A 22,320-nucleotide genomic window follows, 5' to 3' on the forward strand; every position below is an offset into this window, starting at 1 on the left:
AGCGACTCTGAAATGAAAAAATTGCTGTTTGTAACTGCGAGCGCCGCCGCGCTTGCAACGACGGCGCTGCCGGTCTTTGTTGCCGAGGCCGCCCCTCAACCCGTCGCCACCAAGGTGCAGCTAGCCGATACGTCATATCCTCAATGCGCGGACGACCCGCTGGACGGCATCTGCGACCTGTTTTTTTGTTTGACCGATCCAGCGTGCGTCCAGCACTAAGCGCGGGATTGCGAACCAGCAGAGAATGAGGATAGAGGCCTCGCAGACCGGCCGCTCGCGGGAACGGCGGCCGTGTCCTCTTTGCGTAACGAGAATCGCGACCCAGCCTTCGAAGCCGTTCAAGTTCCGCCGCCGGAGCAGAATCCGGTGGAACGGATCTTCCAGCACAGAGTGACCATCAAGGATCAGGCAACGAACACTCTCTAGCTGCAAGTTCCCACCCCAGCGCGGGACAAGAATTCAAAGCGATTGAAAGCAATTCGAACGGGTCCTCCGGTGGAGGTCGCTGGTGATCTAACGCTAAGCCGAAAGCGAAGATCCGTTTATTCCGTGGCCTTATGGCTTGCCGAGATGTTTGAGAGAGCATCAGCCAGGGAGCGCGCCTCCGATCATGACGGGTATCAAGCGGCCTGACACAGAGATCGCCAACGGCGAGAGAAAGCGACAGCAAAAGCGCAAGGCGGCCTGGACAGAGCTTTGCTGCCACTCAATGTTATTCTTCATTGGCCTGCCGGGCGTCCAGATCCTCTCCGGGAGATTTCTCAGTAGGCCGCGCTTTCGCGCTTGGGATTTTCGCCGGTTCGCTGGATCCGGACATATCGTTTTTTGTTTGCGCTGCGCGGCGTCCCTCGGAACGCTGGCGCCGCATTGTGCCGATGAGGCCTACGAGCACCAGTACGATGCCGGCACCGATCAAAAGAAGCGGGACTACTTTTGCCCAATCGAAGCTCAAGGATTTGACTCCCACTGGATTGCGGGCGCCAACCGAACACCATGGACGACGAAGGGCTAAGTTTGCTGGTTGCCCGGAGTATTCGTCAGGATATTCTTGATGTGTTCAGCTTGTTCCCTTGTCAGTTTCTCGGCCAGGCGGCTGTCGTTTATCAGCGCTGGTCCCTTGCGTTCTCGATCATAAACCATCCAGCCCGAGGTCCCCATTCGAACGAGGAATCTGGCTTGCACAGGCGTTCCAAAATTCACTGGTGCTCTCTATAAGTCTTGCAGCAAAATCAATTAGGCTCGCCATCAGCATACAAGTCAATTGTACTATGTGAATCTGCGCGTCGGACTTGAGTGAGCAGTCGCCCGAGACGTTCGTTTATCTATAATTCTCTCAAATTCCAGGCTGGGTTGGAACATCCTGCTCGCTCCAATCAACGAGAATGGGTAAAGGACTTAGATTGTGCGCGACGTCCCGCCGTCCATGCCGCAGCAATCGCGCGAGCTACCTATGAATTCATCAGCCATAGCGCCGAGTAAGCCAAGGAATCGGCGGGGGCTATTTAGAGGTCCCCGATTTCATCGAGCTTTCGATCGGCCATAGGTTGATCGTCCGGCTGAAGCAAGACTAGATCAATGGTCAGTTGCCTGCTATCGCCACTTTCGCGATCTGGATGAAAGAGCGGCAGCCGGCGCAAATGCCTTCGAGCTCCTTTCGTGGGCAGCTGTTGCAAGCCCATGCAAGGTAACTGTGGCGTGAGCGGACCGGCTTGCTGCGGGCTGGAACTTCTGATCATAAGATCCTCCTTCAATGAACCTGGTACCAGGGCAGGCGTCGAGACATTTAACTGAAGATCGCGGCGAGATCGACCTAACCAGGACCGGCGTTGAGCGCGCTAAGAACCGCGGCTCGAACCCAGGCTTGTACTTCGCTCTCAGCTCCAGGCGCTGCACCGATCGGGTCGTGTTCAGCGCCGCGAGCGCCTGAGTCTGAAGAAGCCGGCAAGCCATCGACGAGATCCGCTCTCGGAGCGTACTGTGCTTCCGGTGCTCTCGATGGCTCGCGCGAACGGCCGCGTCGAAGGCGAAGACCTACATTCCTGCTGCCCCGAAAGCCGCGCGATGTCAGGCAAACGAGACCCGCATTCAAACTGCCCTGCGCTATGACGGCCTCTACTTGTGCGCGCGCTCTGAATTTTGATCGGAGCGGTCTCTGGCATCATAAGCATGGCACAGAGCCCGGCAGCGCTAGCGAAAAGCATGTACCAGGCGGGCGCCAGCGCGCTCCCGGTCAGGTGGATCAGCCAGGTGACGATGGCTTGAGCGGTACCTCCGAAAATCGCTATGGCAAAAGCGTAGATCGTCGCGAAGGCGCCGCCACGAATGTTCTTGGGCAAAGCCTCGGCCATGCTCACGTAGAAGGCGCTATACGGGATCGTTCCGATCAGGGTGAGCGCGCCGAAGCCTCCAAGAAGTGCGAGAGTGCTACGACTCTCCGAGATCCAGAAGAACACCGGATAAGTCATCAGCAACGCGGTGATCTGCGGCCAGATCATGATGCGCCGGCGGCCTGCGCGGTCCGCTAGCCAGCCGCCCAGCAGTGCTGCGGCGATTCCTACCGCATTGCTGATGAGCGTCGTGCCAAAGGCGAGAGGCGCGGAAACGTGCAGGGTGTTCAGGGCATAGGTGGTCATATATCCCGTGACATAGGTGATGATGGTGCAACTGGCCAGGATAACAAATCCCAAGCTCATGATGCGGCGAACCGCGGGCGATCTCCCTACAGGCTGGATGACCAGAGCCGGCGTCTCAGGCCGGTGCAACGTTTCGGGAAGGGAGTTCCGCAACCAGAATCCGAACGGCAGCGTAGCGGCGCCCAGCAACAGCGCGATCCGCCATCCGTACGCATTGAGTGCCTCGGTTGTCATCGTGAGTGAGAGTAGTTCTCCAACCAACGCGCCGGCTGTCGCAGCAATCTGTTGGCTGGCGGGCTGAAACGAGACGGCAAGACCACGCCGTTCCGCCGACGCCGCTTCCATCAAATAGGCGGTCGTCGGACCAACCTCACCTCCCAAAGCAAAACCCTGCACCAGACGTGCGAAAATGACCAGCAGCGGAGCGGCGATTCCTATTGTCTCGTACGACGGCATAATAGCCAACACGAGGATTGCGGCGCTCATCATTGCAAAGCTGGCGGTCATCGCGGGCCGGCGCCCCAGTCGATCCGAGCACGAACCGAGCACGATGGCCCCGACCGGTCTGGTGACAAAACCCGCGCCGAAGGTTGCAAGCGACAGCATAAGGCTGGCGAACGGGTCCTTTGCCGGGAAGAACGCTTGACCGATCTGGATCGCGAAAAAGCTATAGGTCCCAAAGTCGTAGAATTCGAGAATATTGCCGATGGTTGCGCCCCACACGGCGCGACCGGGCAAGCGTTCGTGTGCCGCACCGAGGACGGGCTCCGGCTTCTCCCGAGTATATTGGCTGGCGATCTTCGATCCGTTCGAAGTGCCATCGCTGGCCTGAGCACTTCGACCAGTCAGGCCGCGCACGGTGCACTCCATTGCTCGATAGGTCGTTTACCCTGAGGTGGCCACGTACCACCCGGGGCCCACACCTGGAGCAGGTTTAGAACGAAGATCCCATGGACGAATGCAATAAAAGTGCCTGCATCTTGCAGTCCCATTCCAGCGTTGAACTAAATTGGGCAATCGCCGGCAGAACATGAATACAGGAACGCGCTGCAGTTGGCGCGCTGGGTCATGTTTTGCTCCCGGGCAATGGCGACTGTGCGACAGTATTGGTAAGTGCCGAACAGGGACCGTTTGTTCTCACACAGAACGGTCCGCCACTCGCGCACGCTATGTTCAGCTAGTTGGGCATTGGCAGAGGTATCAGGCGAGTTGGTCCGCCTTTTGCTCCGCTGCTCATTGCGAGCAGCCGTCCGCCTCTTGAGTTTGATCTGCTGCAGGAGGAAACGTTCTGCGCGATCGGGGCCTCGTCAACCTTGCCTCGGGCGTGTTGACGGAGCGTACCAACCGACTTCCGGAACGCCTGTGATCAAAACCTTTCTCGCCGTTGCGGTTCTGATATCGGCATTCGTTGCGATGACCCGCGCCCAGGACGTGCCTGCTCCCTTCGATGCCGATCTACAGCGGCTGGCCGAGATCCTCGGCGTGCTGCACTATCTGCGCGGCATCTGCGGCTCCAACGAAGGCGCCAAATGGCGCGACGAAATGCAGGCGCTGATCGATGCCGAAACCCCCTTCGGTCCCCGCCGTACGCGCATAGTCGCGGGCTTTAACCGCGGCTACAACGGGTTCGCGCAGACCTACCGAACCTGCACGCCCGCAGCTAACATGGCGATCAGACTCTATATAGAGAAAGGGTTGAAGATCTCACACGACCTGACGGACCGCTATTCTAACTGACAGCGCGGTCTTCCTCGGCGTTTGGTCGCGCATGGCCCGTAACGAACAACAAGCAAAAAGTGGACAGACGACGTTGATCCTCGCGATATGTTGCCAGTCCGACGCCGAACATGTCCGCCAGTACCCATTTATCGTGGAGTGATCGTGCGCGAGTAGTTCAGCTTCGATTGCAGACGTGATTCTCGACAAGAGTGTCCAAAGGCGGGCTTTCCCGTGGCAATGCCGTCGTCCCTAACCGTCGCGAAGGGAGCTCCGCTCGACGAGCAATAATTGTCGCCGTCGACCTGCTCTCGTGAACGGTCCAAGACGAGCGCCCGACCTCTGCGGCAGAGCCGTCCGCCCGGGGTGCTGGTCGATGCGTACCGGGGCGCTCGTAAACAGGCAATGATCATTTTGCATAATTGGTGCGCAGCCTCGAAATGATGAGCTGCGCAACGTTCTCGGGATCACTCACTGATGCAAAAATGATGGGATTTGTGGCCTAGCCTGCCGCCGCAACTTGACTGAACTCGGTCGCCTGCCGCTCGAACAGGCCGCGGTAGATGCCGCCGGGACGGGCGGCCAGCACCTCATGCGTGCCCTGCTCGACGATCTCGCCGCGATCGAACACCAGGATGCGATCCATGTTGCGCAAGGTCGACAGCCGGTGTGCGATCACGATCGAGGTACGGCCCTTCATCAGCCGCTTCATCGCCTGCTGGATCAGTGCCTCGGACTCCGAGTCAAGACTCGAGGTCGCCTCGTCCAGTATCAGGATCGGCGCATCCGCGAGGAAGGCGCGCGCCAGCGCCACGCGCTGCCGCTCGCCGCCCGACAGCTTGACGCCGCGCTCGCCCACCAGCGTGCCGTAATCCTTCGGCAGCCGCATGATGAAGTCGTGCGCATTGGCAAGCCGCGCCGCCTGCTCGATTGCATCCCCGCTGGCGCCCGGCCGGCCATAGGCGATGTTCTCCGCCAACGTGCGATGGAACAGGATCGGCTCCTGCTGCACGATCGCGATCTGGCTGCGCAGCGACTGCTGCGTCGCCCGGGCGATGTCCTGACCGTCGATCAGGATCTTGCCGCCCGAGACGTCGTAGAGCCGCTGCACCAGCTTGACGAAGGTCGTCTTGCCGGAGCCGGAACGCCCGACCAGGCCGACGCGCTCGCCGGCATCGATGTCGATCGACAGTCCGTCATAGAGCGGCCCGCGATGGCCGCCATAGCGGAACGTGACATCGTCGAACACGATGCGGCCGCCATGGATGTCGATCGGCCTGGCATCGACAGCATCGACGATCCCGAGCGGCTCGCCATGGATCTGCACCAGCTCCTCCATGTCGTTCACCGAACGCTGCAAATTGTTGATGTGCATGCCGACATCCCGCAGATAGGCGTGGATGATGTAGTAGCTGGTCAGCACATAGGTGACGTCGCCCGGCGTGGCGCGGCCTTGCGCCCACACCAGGATCGCGCCGCCGATCACCGAGGCCCGGAAGCACAGCAGGATGATGAGCTGCAATGTGCTAGTGGCGTTGGAGCGTAGCCAGGTGCGCCGTACTCGGGCATGCCAGCGGATCACCACTTTGCCAAACCGAACGTCCTCGCGCGCCTCTGCGCCGAACGATTTCACCACCGCGTTGCACGTGATCGAGTCCGCTAGCGTGCCCCCAATTTTCGTCTCGCAAGCATTCGAGACGCGCGACGACGGCGCAATGTACCCGATCGTGATTGCTATTGTTGTCGTAGCATAGATCAACGCGCCAAGGCCAATCACTCCGCCGAGCACAGGCCAATACAGGCTGAACAGGATCATAGACCCCACGAGTACCGTCAGCGACGGCAGCAATGCCATCAGTGCCGTGTTGTTTAGTAGGTCGAACGCCCACATCCCGCGCGTGATTTTGCGAACGGTGGAGCCCGCGAAAGAATTCGTGTGCCATTCGGTCGAGAGGCGCTGCACCCGTATAAATGCCTCGCGCGCCACGGTCGACATCGTCTTAAGCGTGAACGATATGATTGCCCGCGAGCATGCAAGTCGCAATACGATCGCGAGCAGGCCAAGCGCTACAATCTCTGCAAAGGCAACAAGCGCGGCGTGCCACGCTGCGTCGTTAGACGGACCTGAACTCACTGCATCGACTAGATGTCCGGAATACAACGGCATGAAAAGATCTGCAGCCGTCGCTCCGAGAGAGCTGACCAGGATTATCGCAGCAAGCGCAGGCTGTCTCAGCCAATGCTCCAAGACAAAGGGGAGTACCACTTTGATCGCGATGAATCGCTTGCGATTGTGAATGATCATAGCTCTAGCGGCTTGTGCCGCACTGGGCGTAAGACCCTCTCGACCCAATCGCCAATGTGCCCGATGCTTGGGGCCTGCAGCCTATGACGAACCAACAAGGCCTGGGTTCTGAGGCGACGAACAGGAATGAGGACGCTGGCATTGAAACTATTGTTCAAGAACGAGCGAAAGCGCTTACACACTGGTTGCATGCTTATAGAAGCGCTCGATTACCCACGACGTCGGCGTCCGTATTGTGGCGTCGACGTCGATGCTTGCGAGCAAGCCTGGATGGATCTAGAGGCAGTCTCAAGTCTTTGAGTCGAACTTGTATGAGGCCTGAAAGAACGTACCCCAGCGCTCCATGCTGTACTTCGCAAATGAGGGCGAGTGCTCGATGCAGGCATTGCGGCAACCGGTGGACTCGTCCTTTTTGGTCCACATAGCCCAATAGCGACCGCCAACGCCAACGCTGATGTTGTCGGTGAGGAAGTAGGACAGTACGCCTTCAAGCTGGACTCCGCCGCCACCGCTGCCGCGTTGTTCCGAAAAGGTGGTCACGTCGCGCAGCAGGTGATTGTCCCGCCCGATGAAATCGGTCCAGGGCAGGTAAGCGACGTCAGCGCTCAGTCGCCAGCGCTCGGCCAGGATGGTTTCGGCGCTCAGGCCGACTCGAGGCGCATTCCATTGCGTATCCTCGCTGCCAACGATCCTGTTGTCACCCGGCTTCAGACATCGGTGCCGTGGATTAACGAACTCGACGCAACCCGTCCGGTCCGAGCTCTGGCCGTAATAGGTCCAGCCCACAAATGCACCGACGTTATAGTTCGTACTTCGCAGGAAATCGTAACCGACGTCGGCGGTGTAAGATGTGAACCTTCCGTTTGACTGACCGTCAAGGGTGTTCTGGTAGGACCGCCGCTTGTGGGGCAGCCAATCTTCATTGTTCATCTTCCCTTTGTTGAAGCGCCCGGTACCAAGATTGCTCTTCAGGAAAAATCGCCAGGGGCTGTCGACACGGTTGAAGAACTCCCCGGACAATCCGTCCAGTCCATGATACGTGAGCCTTGATATCAGCAAGCCGGGATCTTGGTCTATATCGGCTGCGCTGTGATCCCACTGGAATCGTCCCCGGCTGAGCCAGAGCCGCGAGCCGCCTTCGAATGACCATCCGGGCGCGTAGGGAATGGGCCGCGCACTGGCTTGTGCCTTCATGTTCAGCGGCACATTGGACCATTCTGCGGCCTTCAGTCCGGCGTCGAAATGGTAGTTAAGACCAATCTTCCCGATGTGGTAGCTGCTGGATAGGTTGGTTGTGTTCGCCGGCAGGAACGCAAGCGGTGGCGATTGTACGGTCGAAGCCGTCCGCACACTTGGCCCGCCAAAATGCAGATAGTCATACTCGACGTTCACCGACCATGCAGGCGTAATCGCCTGCTCGATGCCCAGACCGATGACACTACCGAGACGACCATAGTCGAAATGGGTTTTTTCCTGGGGCAGGTAGCCGGCTTCAAAGTTGTTGACGACATCGCCCCTATTGTTTTGCCATGCTACGCCTCCCCTGAGATAGGTCAGCGTGTGGCCGAGTGCGCCAAAAGCGTAGCCGATGCGGGCGGTCCCGGTGGCGAAGAGGTTGGGACCTGCGATGCAGTTTGCGCTCACAACCAGGCCCGAATGAGCGAGGCAGGTATTGGTACCCTCGGAAATAACACCGCTGGTATCCAGTTCGACGCCAACCACCCAGCTGTTGTTCTGCCAATTGTAGCCGATCTGGCCACCTGCAAAAAATGCCGGGTTTTCCACGATGCCGCCATAGACCGACGGGCCGTAGGGATTGCTGAAGGAAGTTCGGCCGTACCCACCGCCGACGTGTCCGCCGATATAGCCACCCGACCAGTTCCATACGACCAGCGGCAGTTTCGGTTCTGGTTCAAGGCGCGCGTTGGCCGCACCGCTCGCTATGACCGCAATCGTCGTGACACCCAACAGAAGAACTCTCAACTTCATCAAAGATCCTGCACTTTCCCGGTCCACGCCGGCCTTCCTAAGATATCGTCGCACGGCAAATCGTCGTGCCAGAGCTGACATTCGCGGCAACGCGCGCCAGATCGGCTCCGAAATCACCGCACTGCGATTGGTGATGAGGCACCGAATGAAGCAAGGCATATGCCAGACTGAACTCGGATGTTTTGCGGAGATCTCGTAAGAGTTTGTCGCATTAACTTGCCGACTGTTGTCTCGAGTCTGACATCGGAACGGTCCGTCCATAGCCGGACATTTGCGAGCGCTGGCCGATGCGGAGTCGCGCGCGGCAAGTGGCGGCCGAAATTGGGAAGAGCACAGGACTTTCCTGAAGTTGGCTCCTTGAGCGCAATCTCGGTGCTGATGACAAAACATGGAACAGCTTCGAAACAGCACTTCCACAACAAAAGGTCGGGGGCCGCTCTTATAACTGGAGCTCAATTGATCGAATTCGGCTGACCAGAAAGCGGATGTTGTGGTCGAGCCCCATTTGATCCGTCATGTGCTGCGTGTTGGTCCACTCGTCCAGTCCCGATACCGCTGCGAAGAACCCGCGCGCCGAGTTCGTAGGTGGGCCAACGATCGTCTCACGTTGCTCTAGCCATGTTGCGTTGGAAATTCGACCTTCCAGGCATTTTGCACTACCTGTTCACATACTTGCCAAGCGATGAACCTCCGCGTTCATATGCCCCGTAGCTGTCACCAGCAAACATCTTTGCTAGGTGGCAGTGCTATCGACGAGTGGTGGACAGGCAGAACTCTTTGGAGAGAAACGCGGATGACGATCGTTCTGGTTCATGGAAATCCTGAAACCGAGGCGATCTGGGACGATCTGGTCCCGCTTCTGAGCGACCGGAATATTGTCCGTCTCTGTCCACCCGGATTTGGGTCAGATGTCCCGCCTGGCTTTGATTGTTCTATTGATGCTTACCGCAACTGGCTTGTGGGCGAACTCGGGAAATTGGCGCGACCAATCGATCTCGTGGGGCATGATTGGGGTGGGGGACATGTCATGCGAGTCGCAATGGACTATCCCGCTCTGATACGATCCTGGGCGAGCGATATGCTGGGCGCCTTCGATCCCGACTACGTCTGGCACGGTCTGGCGCAGGCCTGGCAGACGCCAAAGGTCGGCGACCAAGCTGTCGCGCAGATGGTAAGCATGCCGGCCGAGGCGTTAGCCCAGGGGTATGAGGGACTGGGCATGACCGCGGCAATCGCACGGAAGGTGGCTGCTGGTGCAAACAGGGATATGGGCAGGGCAATTCTCGCGCTGTACAGATCGGCCGCGCAGCCGATCATTCGAGATCTCGGGCTCGGCCTGCCGCGGGCGGCCGCCAAACCTGGCCTGGCGCTAATCGCGACAGAAGACCGTTACTGTGGCGGGGGGAGGCTCGCGCGCCGGTCCGCCGAACGCGCCGGCGCGAAGGTTGCTGTTTTGGAAGGGGGCGGTCATTGGTGGATGTGTCAGCAGCCAAAGCTAGGTGCTGACGCGATCAATTCGTTCTTGGCAGAGCTGAACTAGGACGCAGCTCTTAATTGATCTCCAATTGGAGACGATTACGGCGCGGACCGGGAAATCTCTGACATGTTTGTCATAGGGGCTGCCGCGCGCCGTAAAACCCTGAGCCGGCGGAACTAACTTTCAATAACATTGCGCCTTCCGTAGCGGCCCCGATTGGAGCTGTGGAGACGCGCTCTGTTGGTTCTGGCTGGAACCGCAGGTTTCGCGTCGTGAATGATAAGGCGCCGGCGATGGTGACGACTACTGGATCCAGTAGGTTTGTTGTTCCCGGTCACGAGGTAGTTGTTGGAGTTGTTGATGGAAGCGCCTCGCGCACCGAAGTGCGCGCCGGGACAGGAGAAATTCGATGCACTTGATCGCGCCGCGCCGCACCTCGCTTGCGATGATCTTGCTTGCCTGCGGGGCAATGGGGAGCGCTAGGGCCACAGATTCGCCGCCGCCCGTCCAAGTCACGACGCCGGCCGGGCAGCAAGGCGGGGCTGGCGAAACGCCGAGCATACCGTCGGCGGCCGAGCGGCATCGCCTGCCGCCGGACTCCAGCACCAAGCACTCGCTTGAGCTCCCTGGGCGGACGCTTTCTGTCGTCGCGACCGCCGGCTCCATCCGCCTGTTCGACGACAAGGGCGAGCCGCTGGCCGACATCGCCTATACCTCCTATCAGCTTGAGGGCACCGATCGCGGCACGCGCCCGGTGACATTCTTCTTCAACGGCGGACCAGGCTCATCATCGGCCTGGCTGCAACTCGGCAATGCCGGACCGTGGCGGTTGCCGATCAATGCTGACGAGGTCACGCCATCGACGTTTCCGGAGGTGAGGCCAAATGCGGAAACTTGGCTCGATTTCACCGATCTGGTGTTTCTCGACCCCGTAGGCACCGGCTATAGCCGTTTCGTCGCGACCAGCGATGATGCGCGCAAGCAGCTCTATTCCGTTGAGGGTGACGTCAACGCGCTGGCGCTGGTGATCCGCCGCTGGCTCGAAAAGCATGACCGGCTGCTATCGCCGAAGTACATCGCGGGTGAAAGCTATGGCGGCATTCGTGGGCCAAAGGTTGTCCACCAATTGCAGGTGCGGCAGGGCATAGGCGTCAAGGGTCTGATCATGGTCTCGCCAACGTTCGACTACAGTGCCCACAGGAGCCCACTGCGCTACGCCGCAACGCTGCCCAGCTATGTTGCGACCCTGCGTGAAGCCGAGGGTCCGGTAAGCCGAGCCGATCTCGGCGACGTGGAAGGCTATGCCCGCGGCGAGTTTCTGGTTGATCTCATCAAAGGCCAGGCGGATAAGGAAGCGACAACGCGTCTGGCCGACAAGGTCGCGGCGCTGACCGGCATCGACCAAGCTGTCAGTCGTAGGCTCGCCGGCCGCTTCGAAGTCGCCGAGTTTCGACGTGAGTTCGACCGTAAGAACGGCAAGCTAATCGGCAGGTATGATGCCTCTGTGCGTGGCCTCGATCCATATCCGGAGTCCGATTTCCAACTTTCCGGCGATCCCTCTAGCGATACGCTGGTGGCGCCTCTGACCAGCGCCACTGTCGATCTCGTCACGCGGAAACTAAGCTGGCGGCCGGACGGCTCCTATGAACTGGGCAACCGCAAGGTCATGGAGGCTTGGGATTTCGGCCGCAGCCCTCCGGAGTCAGTTTCGGAGCTGCGCCAGATCCTGGCAACGGATCGGCACATGAAATTGCTGGTCGCGCACGGGCTGTTTGACCTTGCCACGCCATATTTCGAATCACAGATCGTGCTCGATCAATTGCCGCCATTTGCTTCCACTCCGCGGATTAAACTTGTGGTCTTTCCGGGCGGCCACATGTTCTATTCACGAGACGTCTCGCGCCAAGCTTTTCGTGCCGAAGTCGAAGTGATGATGAAGTAATGCCGACGACGAACAATGGTCACAAGCAACCTGGCGTGCGCAAAGCATTAACTCCTCAAAGTGCGGATGAAACCCAAGCGCTCGCTCCAATTGCCAGACGCATTCGTCTTCAATCATTTGGCTCGACGGAAATTTCGCTAGAACCCGGTATCTCTAAATGGTTTCCAACCTGAGCCCGCGCTGTCGAACGTCTCGCACCGGCTCGTCGGCTGCACAAAAATTTCAACGACTGCTGCCGATCGAGCGCCCGGTGACTTCGTCTAGACGAGCGGAAACGATCATGCGTGAAGATCGGCACATGGAACTACTAGTGGTTCGCCAAGTGATTTTTGATGATTGCCTTGAGCCTGGTCGCCTTTGCCTTTGGGAGGACTGGCCCATCACCGAGCATCGACCAGGCACTTGGTGCATCACTTGGTGCTGGCCACAGACAGCGCTTTTTGGCCAAGACGCCATTTGCGACCCTTCGACCGTCTTGGACCATAGCGGAGGGACGACCGCATAAATTGAGATCGTGATATCCGGGAAGGCGGCTCCTTGACCATGTTGTCGCGGATCGCACAATTGTTGTTAGGCACGCTCCGCCTTGCCGCGGCAGCAAGGGGCGCACTGGATTGCTCACCATGACAGCTGCGACGGCGGGTCAAACTGGCTATCTTGGGCCGGCTGGATCATGGACACACCAAGCTTGCCTTGAGCTGTTCGGTCCGTCTGACTTGGTCCCTATGTCCCAAGACGAGTTGCTCTCAGTATACCAAAGCGGGAAGATCGGCCGCGCCTGCCTGCCTGTAACGACCTCCCTGGTTGGAGCTACCCCGTATCTGGATCCGATCCTCGACCTGCCGAATGTAAGCGTCGTGGCCGAATATCCCAAAATGCTGCGTTATAGCTTTCTTGCTCGTCATGGAGCCCGTCTGGAGGATATCGAAGAGGTCTTCGGACATCCGGTTGCCCTTGAGGAACTCAAGACTTGGTTGGATCACGAGCTGCCGCGGGTTCGACGTACCGCGGTAGCGAGTAGTGGCGCCGCGGCGCAAGCCGTTGCCAACAGCGAAGCCTTGGACAAGGCTTCTGTTGGCCCCCATATTGGCGCAGCGATTTATGGGCTGGATTCGCTGCTGGATGGGATCGAAGAAGGCCCGCACAATGTGACGCGCTGGTGGGTGCTAGGCAAGGATATGCCTCCGCCGACCGAAAACGACAAGACGTCGTTGCTCGCAACTGTAGATGAATCGGATTTTGCTTCCTTGCTTGGGTCGTTTGCCGGTGCCCGAATCCAAATCCTGGCGATTTACGAGCGACCGGCCAAGACGGCCCTCGAAATCCATCGATACCTGATCGAGGTCGCGGGGCATGGGCAGACGGATAGTATTGCCGGGTTGCTTCGAGAGCGCGCAGACATTCGCGTGCTCGGCTCATACTCGCGTCGTTACTGATAGTTTCTACTTAGCGTTATGCGAGCCGTTTCGGAGCTCTTCAGTAGCTCTACGAAGGAGGTGGCGGAACCGTTCATGTGAGCGGGTTGCTTGCGCTGCCGCGCGGCAATCATGCTCTGGCAGAATTTGTCGACAATGGGTTGCAGAACTACCTTGAGAATGAGGATAAGCTGCAAGCTCCCCGACCGCCAGCCGGGCAAGGCATGTCCGTCGACGGATAGGCTGCGATCCGTATCGAGCCGCAGGGCTCGCATTTTTCCGCCGCTCCCGCTTATCCGAGAGAGCGCAGACGAAGATCGGGCTTCGATGAGGGCCAAATAGCGCTCGACAATCTCTCGATCATTCGGCCGGAGTGCTCTACCAGGCCTTTCCCCGCCGACGACGTGCGGCGGATATTGCGCCGATTGGAGTTCCGCTAGGTCCCAAGGTACGCCGGGTGCCTGTATGGTTGAGATCGAGATCGGCATTCTGGTCGCCAACGCCTCTATGGGCGGTCGATAGTTTCCCCGGGCTAGTTGCCCAGACCGCCACAATGCCGATCGCGCTCGCGTCAAATGGATTGTACTCAACCGGCGAGGCTCGTGCAAAATGGTGCTCGGCTATTCAAGGCCTCAACCAAATCAAACCATCTTCAACGAATCAAAACCTCCGTGTCGGGGTTGTGGTCAGCTTCTCGAAAGCCAGCCCTCCTAGCATTCGAACCTGATCTCTAGTGCCGATGCCGCCTACAACTGAACAGGTGACGAACCCAGGGTACCCGCTGGGTGGTTCGGCGGAGAGGTTTTGTTACTCAAGAGCAAGGAGAGCATTATGAATTCCAATCGGATAAACGATGCCGGCTCGCCAGGATCCCAAACGACGTATGCTTTCGGACAGGAGGATCATAATCTATTTGGGCAGGCCGTGAATGAAGCCAGGTCACTGTCTGCGGCGCCTGTACCGGCGAAGGCTCCGATTTGGAGTTCGAGCGCTCCATACGGGACCTTTTCGCGCGATGGTTACTCTTGGAACAACGACGTGTGGGGCGCAGGCGCTGGGCCTCAGACGATTTCGGTGCGTGCAGTCAACCAGTGGAGCGTGTGGTCGAACCAGCCCAATACTGCTGGCATCAAGAGCTATCCGCACGAGGCTTTCAATATTGGAAAACCGCTCAGTTCAATCAACGCTCTGAGCTCGAACTTCAATCAGGATGTTCCGACCAGCGGTGCCTGGGACGTTGCCTACGATATTTGGGACAGCTCACAGCAGCATGAGATAATGCTCTGGACGAATTACACCGGAAATCCAGACGGCAGCGGTAACGTCAAACCAATTTCTTATCATTATCGCCCGGATCGTTCCGGCGCGGCAATCCCGGTCTACACCAACGTCGACGTGGGCGGAGCGACTTGGAACGTGTTCGAAGGCTTCAACGGTCACAAGGTCATCTCACTCCTGCGCACTTCCAAGACCAACAGCGGAACGGTGGACATCAAGAGCATTCTGCAGTGGATCAAGTCGAAGGGCTACTTCGGCGATATAAACGTCGGCAGCGTTCAATATGGCGTCGAGGTCACCTCATCCCCAGGGGGAATGAATTTCAATTTCAACAACTGGAGCGTAACATCAAAGTGAGGCCCCGCTTGGTAAGGTGATCTGAGAGACTTCGGCGCACTGGGCCCACGCATTATGTAGCCAAGATCCAAGCGGATCACGGTCCATACTACCGTGCAGCCGAAGTCCACAGGTTCCCAAGACGCCACGCTTGACGCTCCGCGACAACCAGATCCAACAAAGCTCTCGCACCCAACAATCTCTGGGCAATCATCGATACCGCGGCGATGCCACTTGCTATCCTGATCGCTGCGCTCTTCGCGCCAGATTGGCATGCAATCTTTGCTTAGTTCGAACATAGCCAACTGCTCCGCAACAGATGCCGATAATGCTTGGCCATCCAATTGACACGAGCGAGATGGGTTATCGTAGGCACGGTGAGCACGCTGCGGCCTACGTTTGGGATCGATGCGCAACACGATCTCGGCGGCTTCTCTCCAGTCGACACCTTCCGCGTCTGCGTCTAGGAGACGCTAATAGATGACGACGTGTTCCCGGATGTAGGCAGTTAGGATCGAATCAGTAGGCGCCGCATCGTTGACATCCGGATCGAGCGACGGATTTTTACTGGCAATCTCCAAAAGAGGTAGATCGGTTCAATGACAATCCTAGGCTGTTTCGAGCGTTGAGGAGACCACGCGGCCCAGTTCGGCGCGCGCGTGAGCGGCCGATGCGCAATGGGCAACCGAGCCGCGTCCATGCGTTCCTAGCGGGCTATGGACGTACGTCTACTGCCCACCGATCCTCTGCCACAGCCAGCGCGCCACCGCGGCGGGCGAGGAGTTAGCATTGCTGCCACTGGCGCGCAAATTGGCTTCGCGCATCGTCGCAATGTCGATCCGGTCAAGCAGTGGCTTTAGCGCGTCCAGCAACGCCGTATCATGAGAGCGCCGTGGTGCAAGTAGCAGGACCGCATCATAGGGCGGGACCGCCTGCATGGGATCGGCCAGCGTCACCAGGTCGTATTCCTTGATCCGCCCCTCGCTGGTATAGCCCGCGATGACGTCGACGTTGCCGCTCGCCACTGCCGCATACATGAAATCAGGCTGCATCTGTCGTTGCGCACGGAATGAAAGTCCGTAGGCCTTGTGCAGGGCAGTCCATTCCGGGCGCGAGAAGAACTCGTAATCGCCCGCAATCGACAGCGTTGGCGCGTGCGCGGCCAGGTCCGTGATCGAATGGATGCCGAGTGCTTCGGCGCGCTGCCGCGGCATCACCAGCGCGTAGGCGTTTTCGAAACCGAGCACGCCGAGCAGAGTGATGTCCTGCTCTGCCAGGATTTTCTTCAGCTCGGCGAGCAATGCTCCACGCGGCAGCATCTCGCTGCGGTGAAGCTGGTTGACCCACAGGGTCCCGGAATAGTCCACATAGACGTCGATGTTGTTGGCCGCGAGCGCCTGGAAGATCACGCTGGAGCCGAGACCTTCGCGCGTCGAGGCCTGCAATCCCGCGGCCTGCAGACGCTGCTCGATGAGCGCGGAGAGCACATATTGCTCGGCAAACGTTTTGGCGCCGATGACGTAGGTCGACGGGGCGCGTGACATCGAAGGGATCAATGTGGCCGCGACCAGTGCGGCGATCCCGACGCTGCCGAGCGCAGTGCGGAGGCGCTTGCGCTGGCGCAATCCGCGTTCGATCAGCGTTAAAAGTTGATCGACCGCTAGCGCCAGCAGCGCTGAGGCGACGCAGCCGAACAGCACGAGCACCCAGTTTTGGGTCTGCAAGCCGGCGAAGATGTAATTGCCGAGGCTGGTCTGCCCGATCGGCGTGGACAATGTCGCGGTCCCGATCACCCATACCGCCGAGGTGCGGATGCCGGCCATGATCACCGGCAGCGCCAACGGCAGTTCCACCGTGAACAGCGATTGCCGTGGCGTCATGCCCACCCCTCGCGCCGCCTCAAGCAACGCGGGATCGACGCCGTTCAGCCCGGTGATGGTGTTGCGCAGCACCGGCAGCATGGAATAGAGCGCCAGTGCCAGCATGGAGGGCAGAAATCCGAACGCGGAAAAGTCGAAGCCGAACCAGCGAAGCGTCAATGACGCAATGGCGAGCAGAAGCGGGTAGAACAGCGCCAGCAGGGCCAGTCCGGGCACGGTCTGGACGATGCTGGCGAGGCCCAGCAGAATGCCGCGGATCACGGCATGATTGCGCGCGAGGATCGCGAGCGGGAGGCTGATCACAAGCCCGAGCGCTAGCGCCGCCAAGCTGACCTGAACGTGGCTGCCAAGATAGTCCGGCAGGTGCGCCGCCGCGTCGTGCCAGCGAGGGTCGGACAGGAAGCTCATTCCGCGCTTGCTCCCGGGAGCAGGGCGTTCAGCCGCTCGGCCTGCCGCCTGGGTGTGCTCAACAGCTCCGCCACGTAGGGATCCTTGTTGTTTGCCAGCTCGGCTGGCTGGCCTTGCGCCACAACCCGTCCGGCCCGCATCACCGCGATGCGGTCGGCAAGCAGCAACGCCTCCGTCATGTCATGGGTGACCATTACCGTGGTCAAACGGAGGCTGCGATGCAGGACGCGATACTCCTCGCCCATGGTGTCGCGGGTCAGCGGATCGAGCGCGCTAAAGGGTTCGTCCAGCAGCATGATACGCGGACGAGCGGCGAGCGCCCGCGCCACGCCTACACGCTGCTGTTGGCCGCCCGACAATTCATGCGGAAAGCGATCACGATGGAGGGAGCGATCGAGCCGCACCAGCTCGAGGAGCTCATCGACCCGCACGGCGATCTCGGCGGCGGGCCAGCTCAGCAGTCTCGGTGTGACGGCAATGTTGTCGGCGACGCGCATATGCGGAAACAGCCCGCTGCTCTGGAACACGAAGCCCATGCGCCGGCGCAAACCCACCGGGTCGACGTTGCGCACGTCCTCGCCCTCCACCATGACGCGGCCGTTGTCGGCATCGAGCAGGCGGTTGGCGAGCCGCAGCAAGGTGGACTTGCCGGAGCCGGAGGCGCCGACAATCGCAAGGAATTCGCCCGCCGTAATATCGAGCGAGACGTCGTCCACCGCGTTGACGCGCTCGGCGTCGCGACCGCTGGCAAAACTCTTCACTACATGCGCATAGGTAATCAGCGGTGCGAGTGTCATGGTTAGGTTAGACCAGTGCGCGAGTGTTCCGGATCCGAACTTCGTTTCGTTCAGCCGTGCGCACGTTAGCGAACTTCGGTTTCGAAGGACACTAGCAAGTCCGTGCATCACCACGACACGCGGCAGGACGGTTGGTGGTTCGGGATGTCGAAATTGGTAATGGCGCTGAAGTCGTTCGGTACGAAATGTACCGAACGACTTCATTTAGGATTGGCTAGCCGGAGGAGCCGTGCCCGTTCGTCCGGGCCACAAAGTTTGTTCGCGCCGCGATCGCGAACAATGTGCCAGGCAAAGGTCTAAGGAATGTAGTGGTTTATCTTAGTTCTAACGCGGTCGACCGCTCTGCAGCGGTTGCCACATGTTTTGCTGCCCACTTGGCACGAGCGAGATGGGTTTCGTACGCGCGGCGGGCTCACTGCGGTTCATACTCAAAATCCGTATGCAACGCGATCTTTGCAACCTCTCGCCCGTTGGCGTCATCCGCATCTGCATCTGCGTCCAGAAGGCGCATAGAGGTGACGGCGTGTTCGTGGTCGTAAGGGGTGAGGACCGGATCTGAGGGTGCCGTGTCCGCGACCTCGGGATCGTGGGGATCTATGGCATGACAATTATGGTGATTGTCTTGGCACTTCATTTTGTCTGGGTGATGCCGATGTGCCTGGCAGCGTTTTATGCATCACTGATTTGTTGCCATCAGCCGCTCTCGAAAAGGCACAAATCCCAAGCTAATTAGCGGATCCTTCTGTACGAAACGATCCAATCTGTAGCCGCAACGATACGGGCAAGCTGTGTTTGTTTTTAGGGCTCTGGAGTTATCGTTCCACGATACGCGCTACTGATCGGATTGGATATTCACCAATATCTCCCCTGCGGTGATTTCGGGGTCTCCAAGATTGAGATCATGCAGACTTGCTTGAACGAACTCCAGGACCGTTTTGCTCGCCGCATTGGCGCTTTCGCGATCCTCGAATATCATCACAGCGACACCGACGCCGTCACCTCCGTCCAGCACATAATACGATTTGAATCCATGTGATTCCTTTAGAAGTTGGCCGATGCCGCTTTTCGCGCGGCGGGCGGCATCCGCAACCGAACGAACCTTGGTGTACTTGCGAATGACCATGTACATTGAAGCACCACGCTTCTCATTTCTATCACCACACACCAAACCATATTAAGTCGGCGCCGGGCTAGGTCCTAATTCCATGACCGAACATACTGCGGCTTGGCTATGTGAACGCCAGGATGACGGATCCTTTATCCAAACGGGACTTGCCCGTCCCTGGGGGCTTGATCTCCTATGTCGAAAGCGTGCCATGTTCGTCGAACGCTGACATTTCGTTGAAGGCCTTGGATATGGCGTCGTCGTCAGGTTTGGCCGTGCCGACCGGATCGAAGCCGTCGAGATCGTCGAGTCCGTAGGTTTTTTTCCCCTATCTTGTCGGCGTCCCTGCCGTCCTTCTTGAGGACTGGCGGCTGGCCGTTCGTGATCTTGGAGAGGGCCGCTCTGCATTTTCAGGAGTGCGATGCTTCCGGCCCAGAAACTCGACGAGGTCTGGAACATTGGAGGGGTCGCCAGTTGCGTCTATTAGCGTGCTCTCTCAGCCACAGTTTGGAACGTTTCGTACGGAGGCGTATCGCGCAGCTTGCGGCGAGTTGCGGGCTGCCTTCCTCAACCGGTCGATCTCAACGTCCTCCGGAAGTCGTCGGCGGCACGCTTTCGGACGTTGAGATGGGCAAACTTCCCATCAAGGATCTGCCGGGAATGCCGGCGGCCGTCACCGCCACGTTCGACAAGGCGTGGCGCGCCGGAATTGACCTATCGGTGGCAGGCCATCCGCGAAGCGATGCATTGGCGTCGCTCGAGCACGCGGTTATCCAGTGCTCGCCGACATTGATGAAACGCCCGGGTGATCTGGCCGCGATGGCTCTGCAGCGGATCGGACAAGCACCGGCCGTGATCGGTCCTTTGGAAATCCAGGGCCACAGCGAGATGTCACCGTGCTGGCGGTTGCCTTTGATCGCGCTTGCTGGGATCATCCCTGTGTCGTGGATCGCCGGCCCAAGGCAAGTGCCGGATTGGCTAAAGGGTTCGAGAGCGAAACCAGCTGCCATCGACAAGGGCTCATTCCGTGTCGGACTACCGGACCGGGCGGCACTCCTATCTCCGTTCGATCAATCAGACAGAGACAGCGTTGCCAGCCATCGCCATGTGGCTTGAGCTGGAGCAATCGATAGTGGAGTCGATGCCGGGGGGCGCCGCTTTGCAAACATTATGGATCTGTCGTTGCCAACATTGAGAGGTCCGGTTACCGATCAAACATAAGTCGAGGCCATGTCGCGCGTTCCATTTGAAAGGCGCTAGCAAACGCTGGTTGTTCATCGCGCGACGATGTTTCTTCGTCAACGTCGGTACAAAGCGATCTTGACAATTGCCAATGCGTCGAGCAAATGGCCACTTCCCAAAAAAACGCATCAGCGGCGCCGATGATCAGGTCCACACTCGTCCAACGTATCGCCGACAGCTGCCCGCATCTTTATCAGAGCGTCGTCAACAATATTGTGAGCGCAATCCTCGATGAGATCGTTGAGGGGCTCGCGCGCGGTGACCGCGTTGAATTGCGGGGCTTCGGCGTATTTTCGGTCAGCCATCGGCGGGCTCGCATAGGCCGTAATCCAAAAACGGGCGAGTACATGCAAATCGAGCAAAAGCGCTTTCCGGTCTTCAAGACCAGCAGGGCAATGCATGAGCGCCTTAACCGTGACGAGAACTCCAAATCGATCAACTCGCCGTCTGAGGTTGTCTAAGAGAGGACGTCCAGGTCGGTTCCCGAGCGATGCTGTGACTGACACCGTCTTGCGGGCGCTTCTGGGGTACCGTTGAACAGAGCAGACCAGCGGTAGCATCTCGTGTACGCGGGCGTCAGACAGCACCGGCAACGAATTTGGTGATGCCGGGTACCACGACTAAGAGACGTGCTTCGATCGGTCACCCAACAACTCAAGATTTGCGGGCGTTGGCTGTGCCCTTTCGGTGTCAGCCCATTTCAGTAGCGACAGTTCGGCCGAGAAGCCTGGCCCAAAGGCGCCTAAGATGCCGTATGATCCCGGCGCTTGCTCCTCATGCGCCAGAACGTGTTCCAGAACGAATAGCACAGTTGCGCTGGACATATTTCCATGAAGTCGAAGCGTCTCATAGCTCGAAAAGAAGTTCTCAGAGGACCGCCCAAGGCCCTGCTCACAAACCTCCAATACTTTTCTTCCTCCGGGATGAAAGACGAAGCTCTTCACCTGGCTTGGCAGGATGCCATCCTCCGCGAGCAACGATTCCATTGCACGTGGCATCAATTCGCTAATCATTGATGGAATGCGCTCGGAGACCACGACTTCAAATCCGGAGTCGCCAAAATGCCAGCCCATGAGAGAAGTCGAGTCCGGGTGAAGCAAACTCGTACTTCTCACGACGTCCAGTTTGCCAGAGCCGCTCTCGGCTGGCCCGATTAATAATGCAGCAGCGCCATCTCCAAAGAGGCTTGAGGCGACAACGTTTTTCGGGGTGAGATCATTTGGCTGGAACGTAAGGGAAGTCAACTCCACGGCAACGAGGAGAATGCGTTCGTTGGTTGCTCGACAAAGGACTCCCGCCAAGTTTACTCCCGATGCTCCCCCAGCGCATCCGAGGCCGAATATCGGCGTCCGTCCCACGTCTGCTCGCAATCCGACTTTGGAGATCAGGTCCACGTCGAGGCTAGGGGTCGCTATCCCTGTCGTCGAGACGAACATGACCCGATCGACTTTCTCGGGCTTAACGCCAGCCCGGTTGAGACAGAGCAATGTCGCTTTGCACGCGAGCTCCTTTGCCCAATCCAGATATATTTGGTTTGTCTCACTTATGCGATGATCGGTGAGAAGCCATTCTGGCGTAACACAAAAGAAGCGTTGATCGACGAGCGCATGGTCGAATACTGTAAGATATCGCTTAAGCTTCTCCATTTTGGATCCGAAGTGGCGACCTGCCAAAGCTTTGACGTCAGTCTGCGAAAACCGGAATGGTGGCAAAGCCGTCCCAACAGCCAAAATTCTCGACATCAGTTACTCTTGTCGTTCGACATGAATTTACACAAAAGCGAAGACCAAGGACGTC

At 58.7% G+C, this 22,320-nt stretch carries 15 protein-coding genes and 1 pseudogene; 9 read left to right on the top strand and 7 right to left on the bottom strand.

The features are described from left to right. Positions 1-12 precede the first annotated feature (12 nt). Together ACVINW_RS18280 and ACVINW_RS18285 are read left to right on the top strand one after the other, a co-directional pair. Positions 13-219 (top strand): hypothetical protein, encoded by a 207-nt coding sequence (locus tag ACVINW_RS18280; protein ID WP_456752587.1) that lies wholly within the window; start codon positions 13-15, stop codon positions 217-219. 391 nt (positions 220-610) lie between these two features. Further along, the gene (locus ACVINW_RS18285; RefSeq protein ID WP_456752588.1) at positions 611-1,012 is read left to right on the top strand and encodes a hypothetical protein; all 402 of its coding nucleotides are present in this window, start codon (positions 611-613) and stop codon (positions 1,010-1,012) included. A 1,111-nt stretch (positions 1,013-2,123) separates the two neighbouring features. Here ACVINW_RS18285 and ACVINW_RS18290 read toward each other — a convergent pair. Further along, positions 2,124-3,431 (bottom strand): annotated as a pseudogene (locus ACVINW_RS18290) (MFS transporter); the annotation flags it as partial. A 564-nt stretch (positions 3,432-3,995) separates the two neighbouring features. Between ACVINW_RS18290 and ACVINW_RS18295 the strand changes: the two are divergent. Continuing rightward, positions 3,996-4,370 carry a TIGR02301 family protein gene (locus tag ACVINW_RS18295; RefSeq protein ID WP_456752589.1) on the top strand — a complete coding sequence of 125 codons (375 nt, stop codon included), beginning with the start codon at positions 3,996-3,998 and terminating at the stop codon, positions 4,368-4,370. 481 nt (positions 4,371-4,851) lie between these two features. Here the strand turns inward: ACVINW_RS18295 and ACVINW_RS18300 are convergent, their stop codons facing one another. Both ACVINW_RS18300 and ACVINW_RS18305 read right to left on the bottom strand, forming a co-directional pair. After that, the gene (locus tag ACVINW_RS18300) at positions 4,852-6,654 is read right to left on the bottom strand and encodes an ABC transporter ATP-binding protein (RefSeq protein WP_456752590.1); all 1,803 of its coding nucleotides are present in this window, start codon (positions 6,652-6,654) and stop codon (positions 4,852-4,854) included. A gap of 288 nt (positions 6,655-6,942) precedes the next feature. Further along, on the bottom strand, positions 6,943-8,643 hold the full coding sequence (locus ACVINW_RS18305) for an outer membrane protein (protein WP_456752591.1): 1,701 nt from the start codon (positions 8,641-8,643) through the stop codon (positions 6,943-6,945). Between the two features lie 793 nt (positions 8,644-9,436). On the opposite strand from ACVINW_RS18305, the gene ACVINW_RS18310 reads away from it, so the two are divergent. From ACVINW_RS18310 to ACVINW_RS18325, 4 genes are all read left to right on the top strand, one after another. Continuing rightward, complete coding sequence (locus tag ACVINW_RS18310; RefSeq protein ID WP_456752592.1) at positions 9,437-10,183, top strand: alpha/beta fold hydrolase; 747 nt, start codon at positions 9,437-9,439, stop codon at positions 10,181-10,183. A gap of 346 nt (positions 10,184-10,529) precedes the next feature. Next, positions 10,530-12,062 (top strand): S10 family peptidase, encoded by a 1,533-nt coding sequence (locus tag ACVINW_RS18315; protein WP_456752593.1) that lies wholly within the window; start codon positions 10,530-10,532, stop codon positions 12,060-12,062. A gap of 623 nt (positions 12,063-12,685) precedes the next feature. Beyond that, positions 12,686-13,498 carry a prephenate dehydratase gene (locus ACVINW_RS18320; protein WP_456752594.1) on the top strand — a complete coding sequence of 271 codons (813 nt, stop codon included), beginning with the start codon at positions 12,686-12,688 and terminating at the stop codon, positions 13,496-13,498. Between the two features lie 810 nt (positions 13,499-14,308). Next, on the top strand, positions 14,309-15,112 hold the full coding sequence (locus tag ACVINW_RS18325) for a glycoside hydrolase family 12 protein (RefSeq protein ID WP_456752595.1): 804 nt from the start codon (positions 14,309-14,311) through the stop codon (positions 15,110-15,112). Between the two features lie 707 nt (positions 15,113-15,819). On the opposite strand, the gene ACVINW_RS18330 is transcribed toward ACVINW_RS18325, so the two are convergent. The 3 genes from ACVINW_RS18330 to ACVINW_RS18340 form a co-directional block, all read right to left on the bottom strand. Next, complete coding sequence (locus ACVINW_RS18330) at positions 15,820-17,379, bottom strand: ABC transporter permease/substrate-binding protein (RefSeq protein WP_456752596.1); 1,560 nt, start codon at positions 17,377-17,379, stop codon at positions 15,820-15,822. Continuing rightward, positions 17,376-18,176, bottom strand: coding sequence for an ATP-binding cassette domain-containing protein (locus ACVINW_RS18335; protein ID WP_456752597.1), 801 nt, complete (start codon positions 18,174-18,176; stop codon positions 17,376-17,378). The genes ACVINW_RS18330 and ACVINW_RS18335 overlap by 4 nt, the downstream gene beginning before the upstream one ends. An 832-nt stretch (positions 18,177-19,008) precedes the next feature. After that, positions 19,009-19,305 (bottom strand): hypothetical protein, encoded by a 297-nt coding sequence (locus ACVINW_RS18340; protein ID WP_456752598.1) that lies wholly within the window; start codon positions 19,303-19,305, stop codon positions 19,009-19,011. A gap of 603 nt (positions 19,306-19,908) precedes the next feature. On the opposite strand from ACVINW_RS18340, the gene ACVINW_RS18345 reads away from it, so the two are divergent. Together ACVINW_RS18345 and ACVINW_RS18350 are read left to right on the top strand one after the other, a co-directional pair. Then, positions 19,909-20,397, top strand: a complete 489-nt coding sequence (locus tag ACVINW_RS18345) for a hypothetical protein (RefSeq protein WP_456752599.1) — start codon at positions 19,909-19,911, stop codon at positions 20,395-20,397. Between the two features lie 266 nt (positions 20,398-20,663). Then, entirely contained in the window at positions 20,664-20,984 is a 321-nt protein-coding gene (locus tag ACVINW_RS18350) for an HU family DNA-binding protein (RefSeq protein WP_456756433.1), read from the top strand. 159 nt (positions 20,985-21,143) lie between these two features. On the opposite strand, the gene ACVINW_RS18355 is transcribed toward ACVINW_RS18350, so the two are convergent. Beyond that, a complete protein-coding gene (locus ACVINW_RS18355) occupies positions 21,144-22,265 on the bottom strand; it encodes a type III polyketide synthase (RefSeq protein WP_456752600.1) in 1,122 nt (373 codons plus the stop codon). Between the last annotated feature and the right edge of the window lie 55 nt (positions 22,266-22,320).

The organism is Bradyrhizobium sp. USDA 4461, assembly GCF_054055655.1.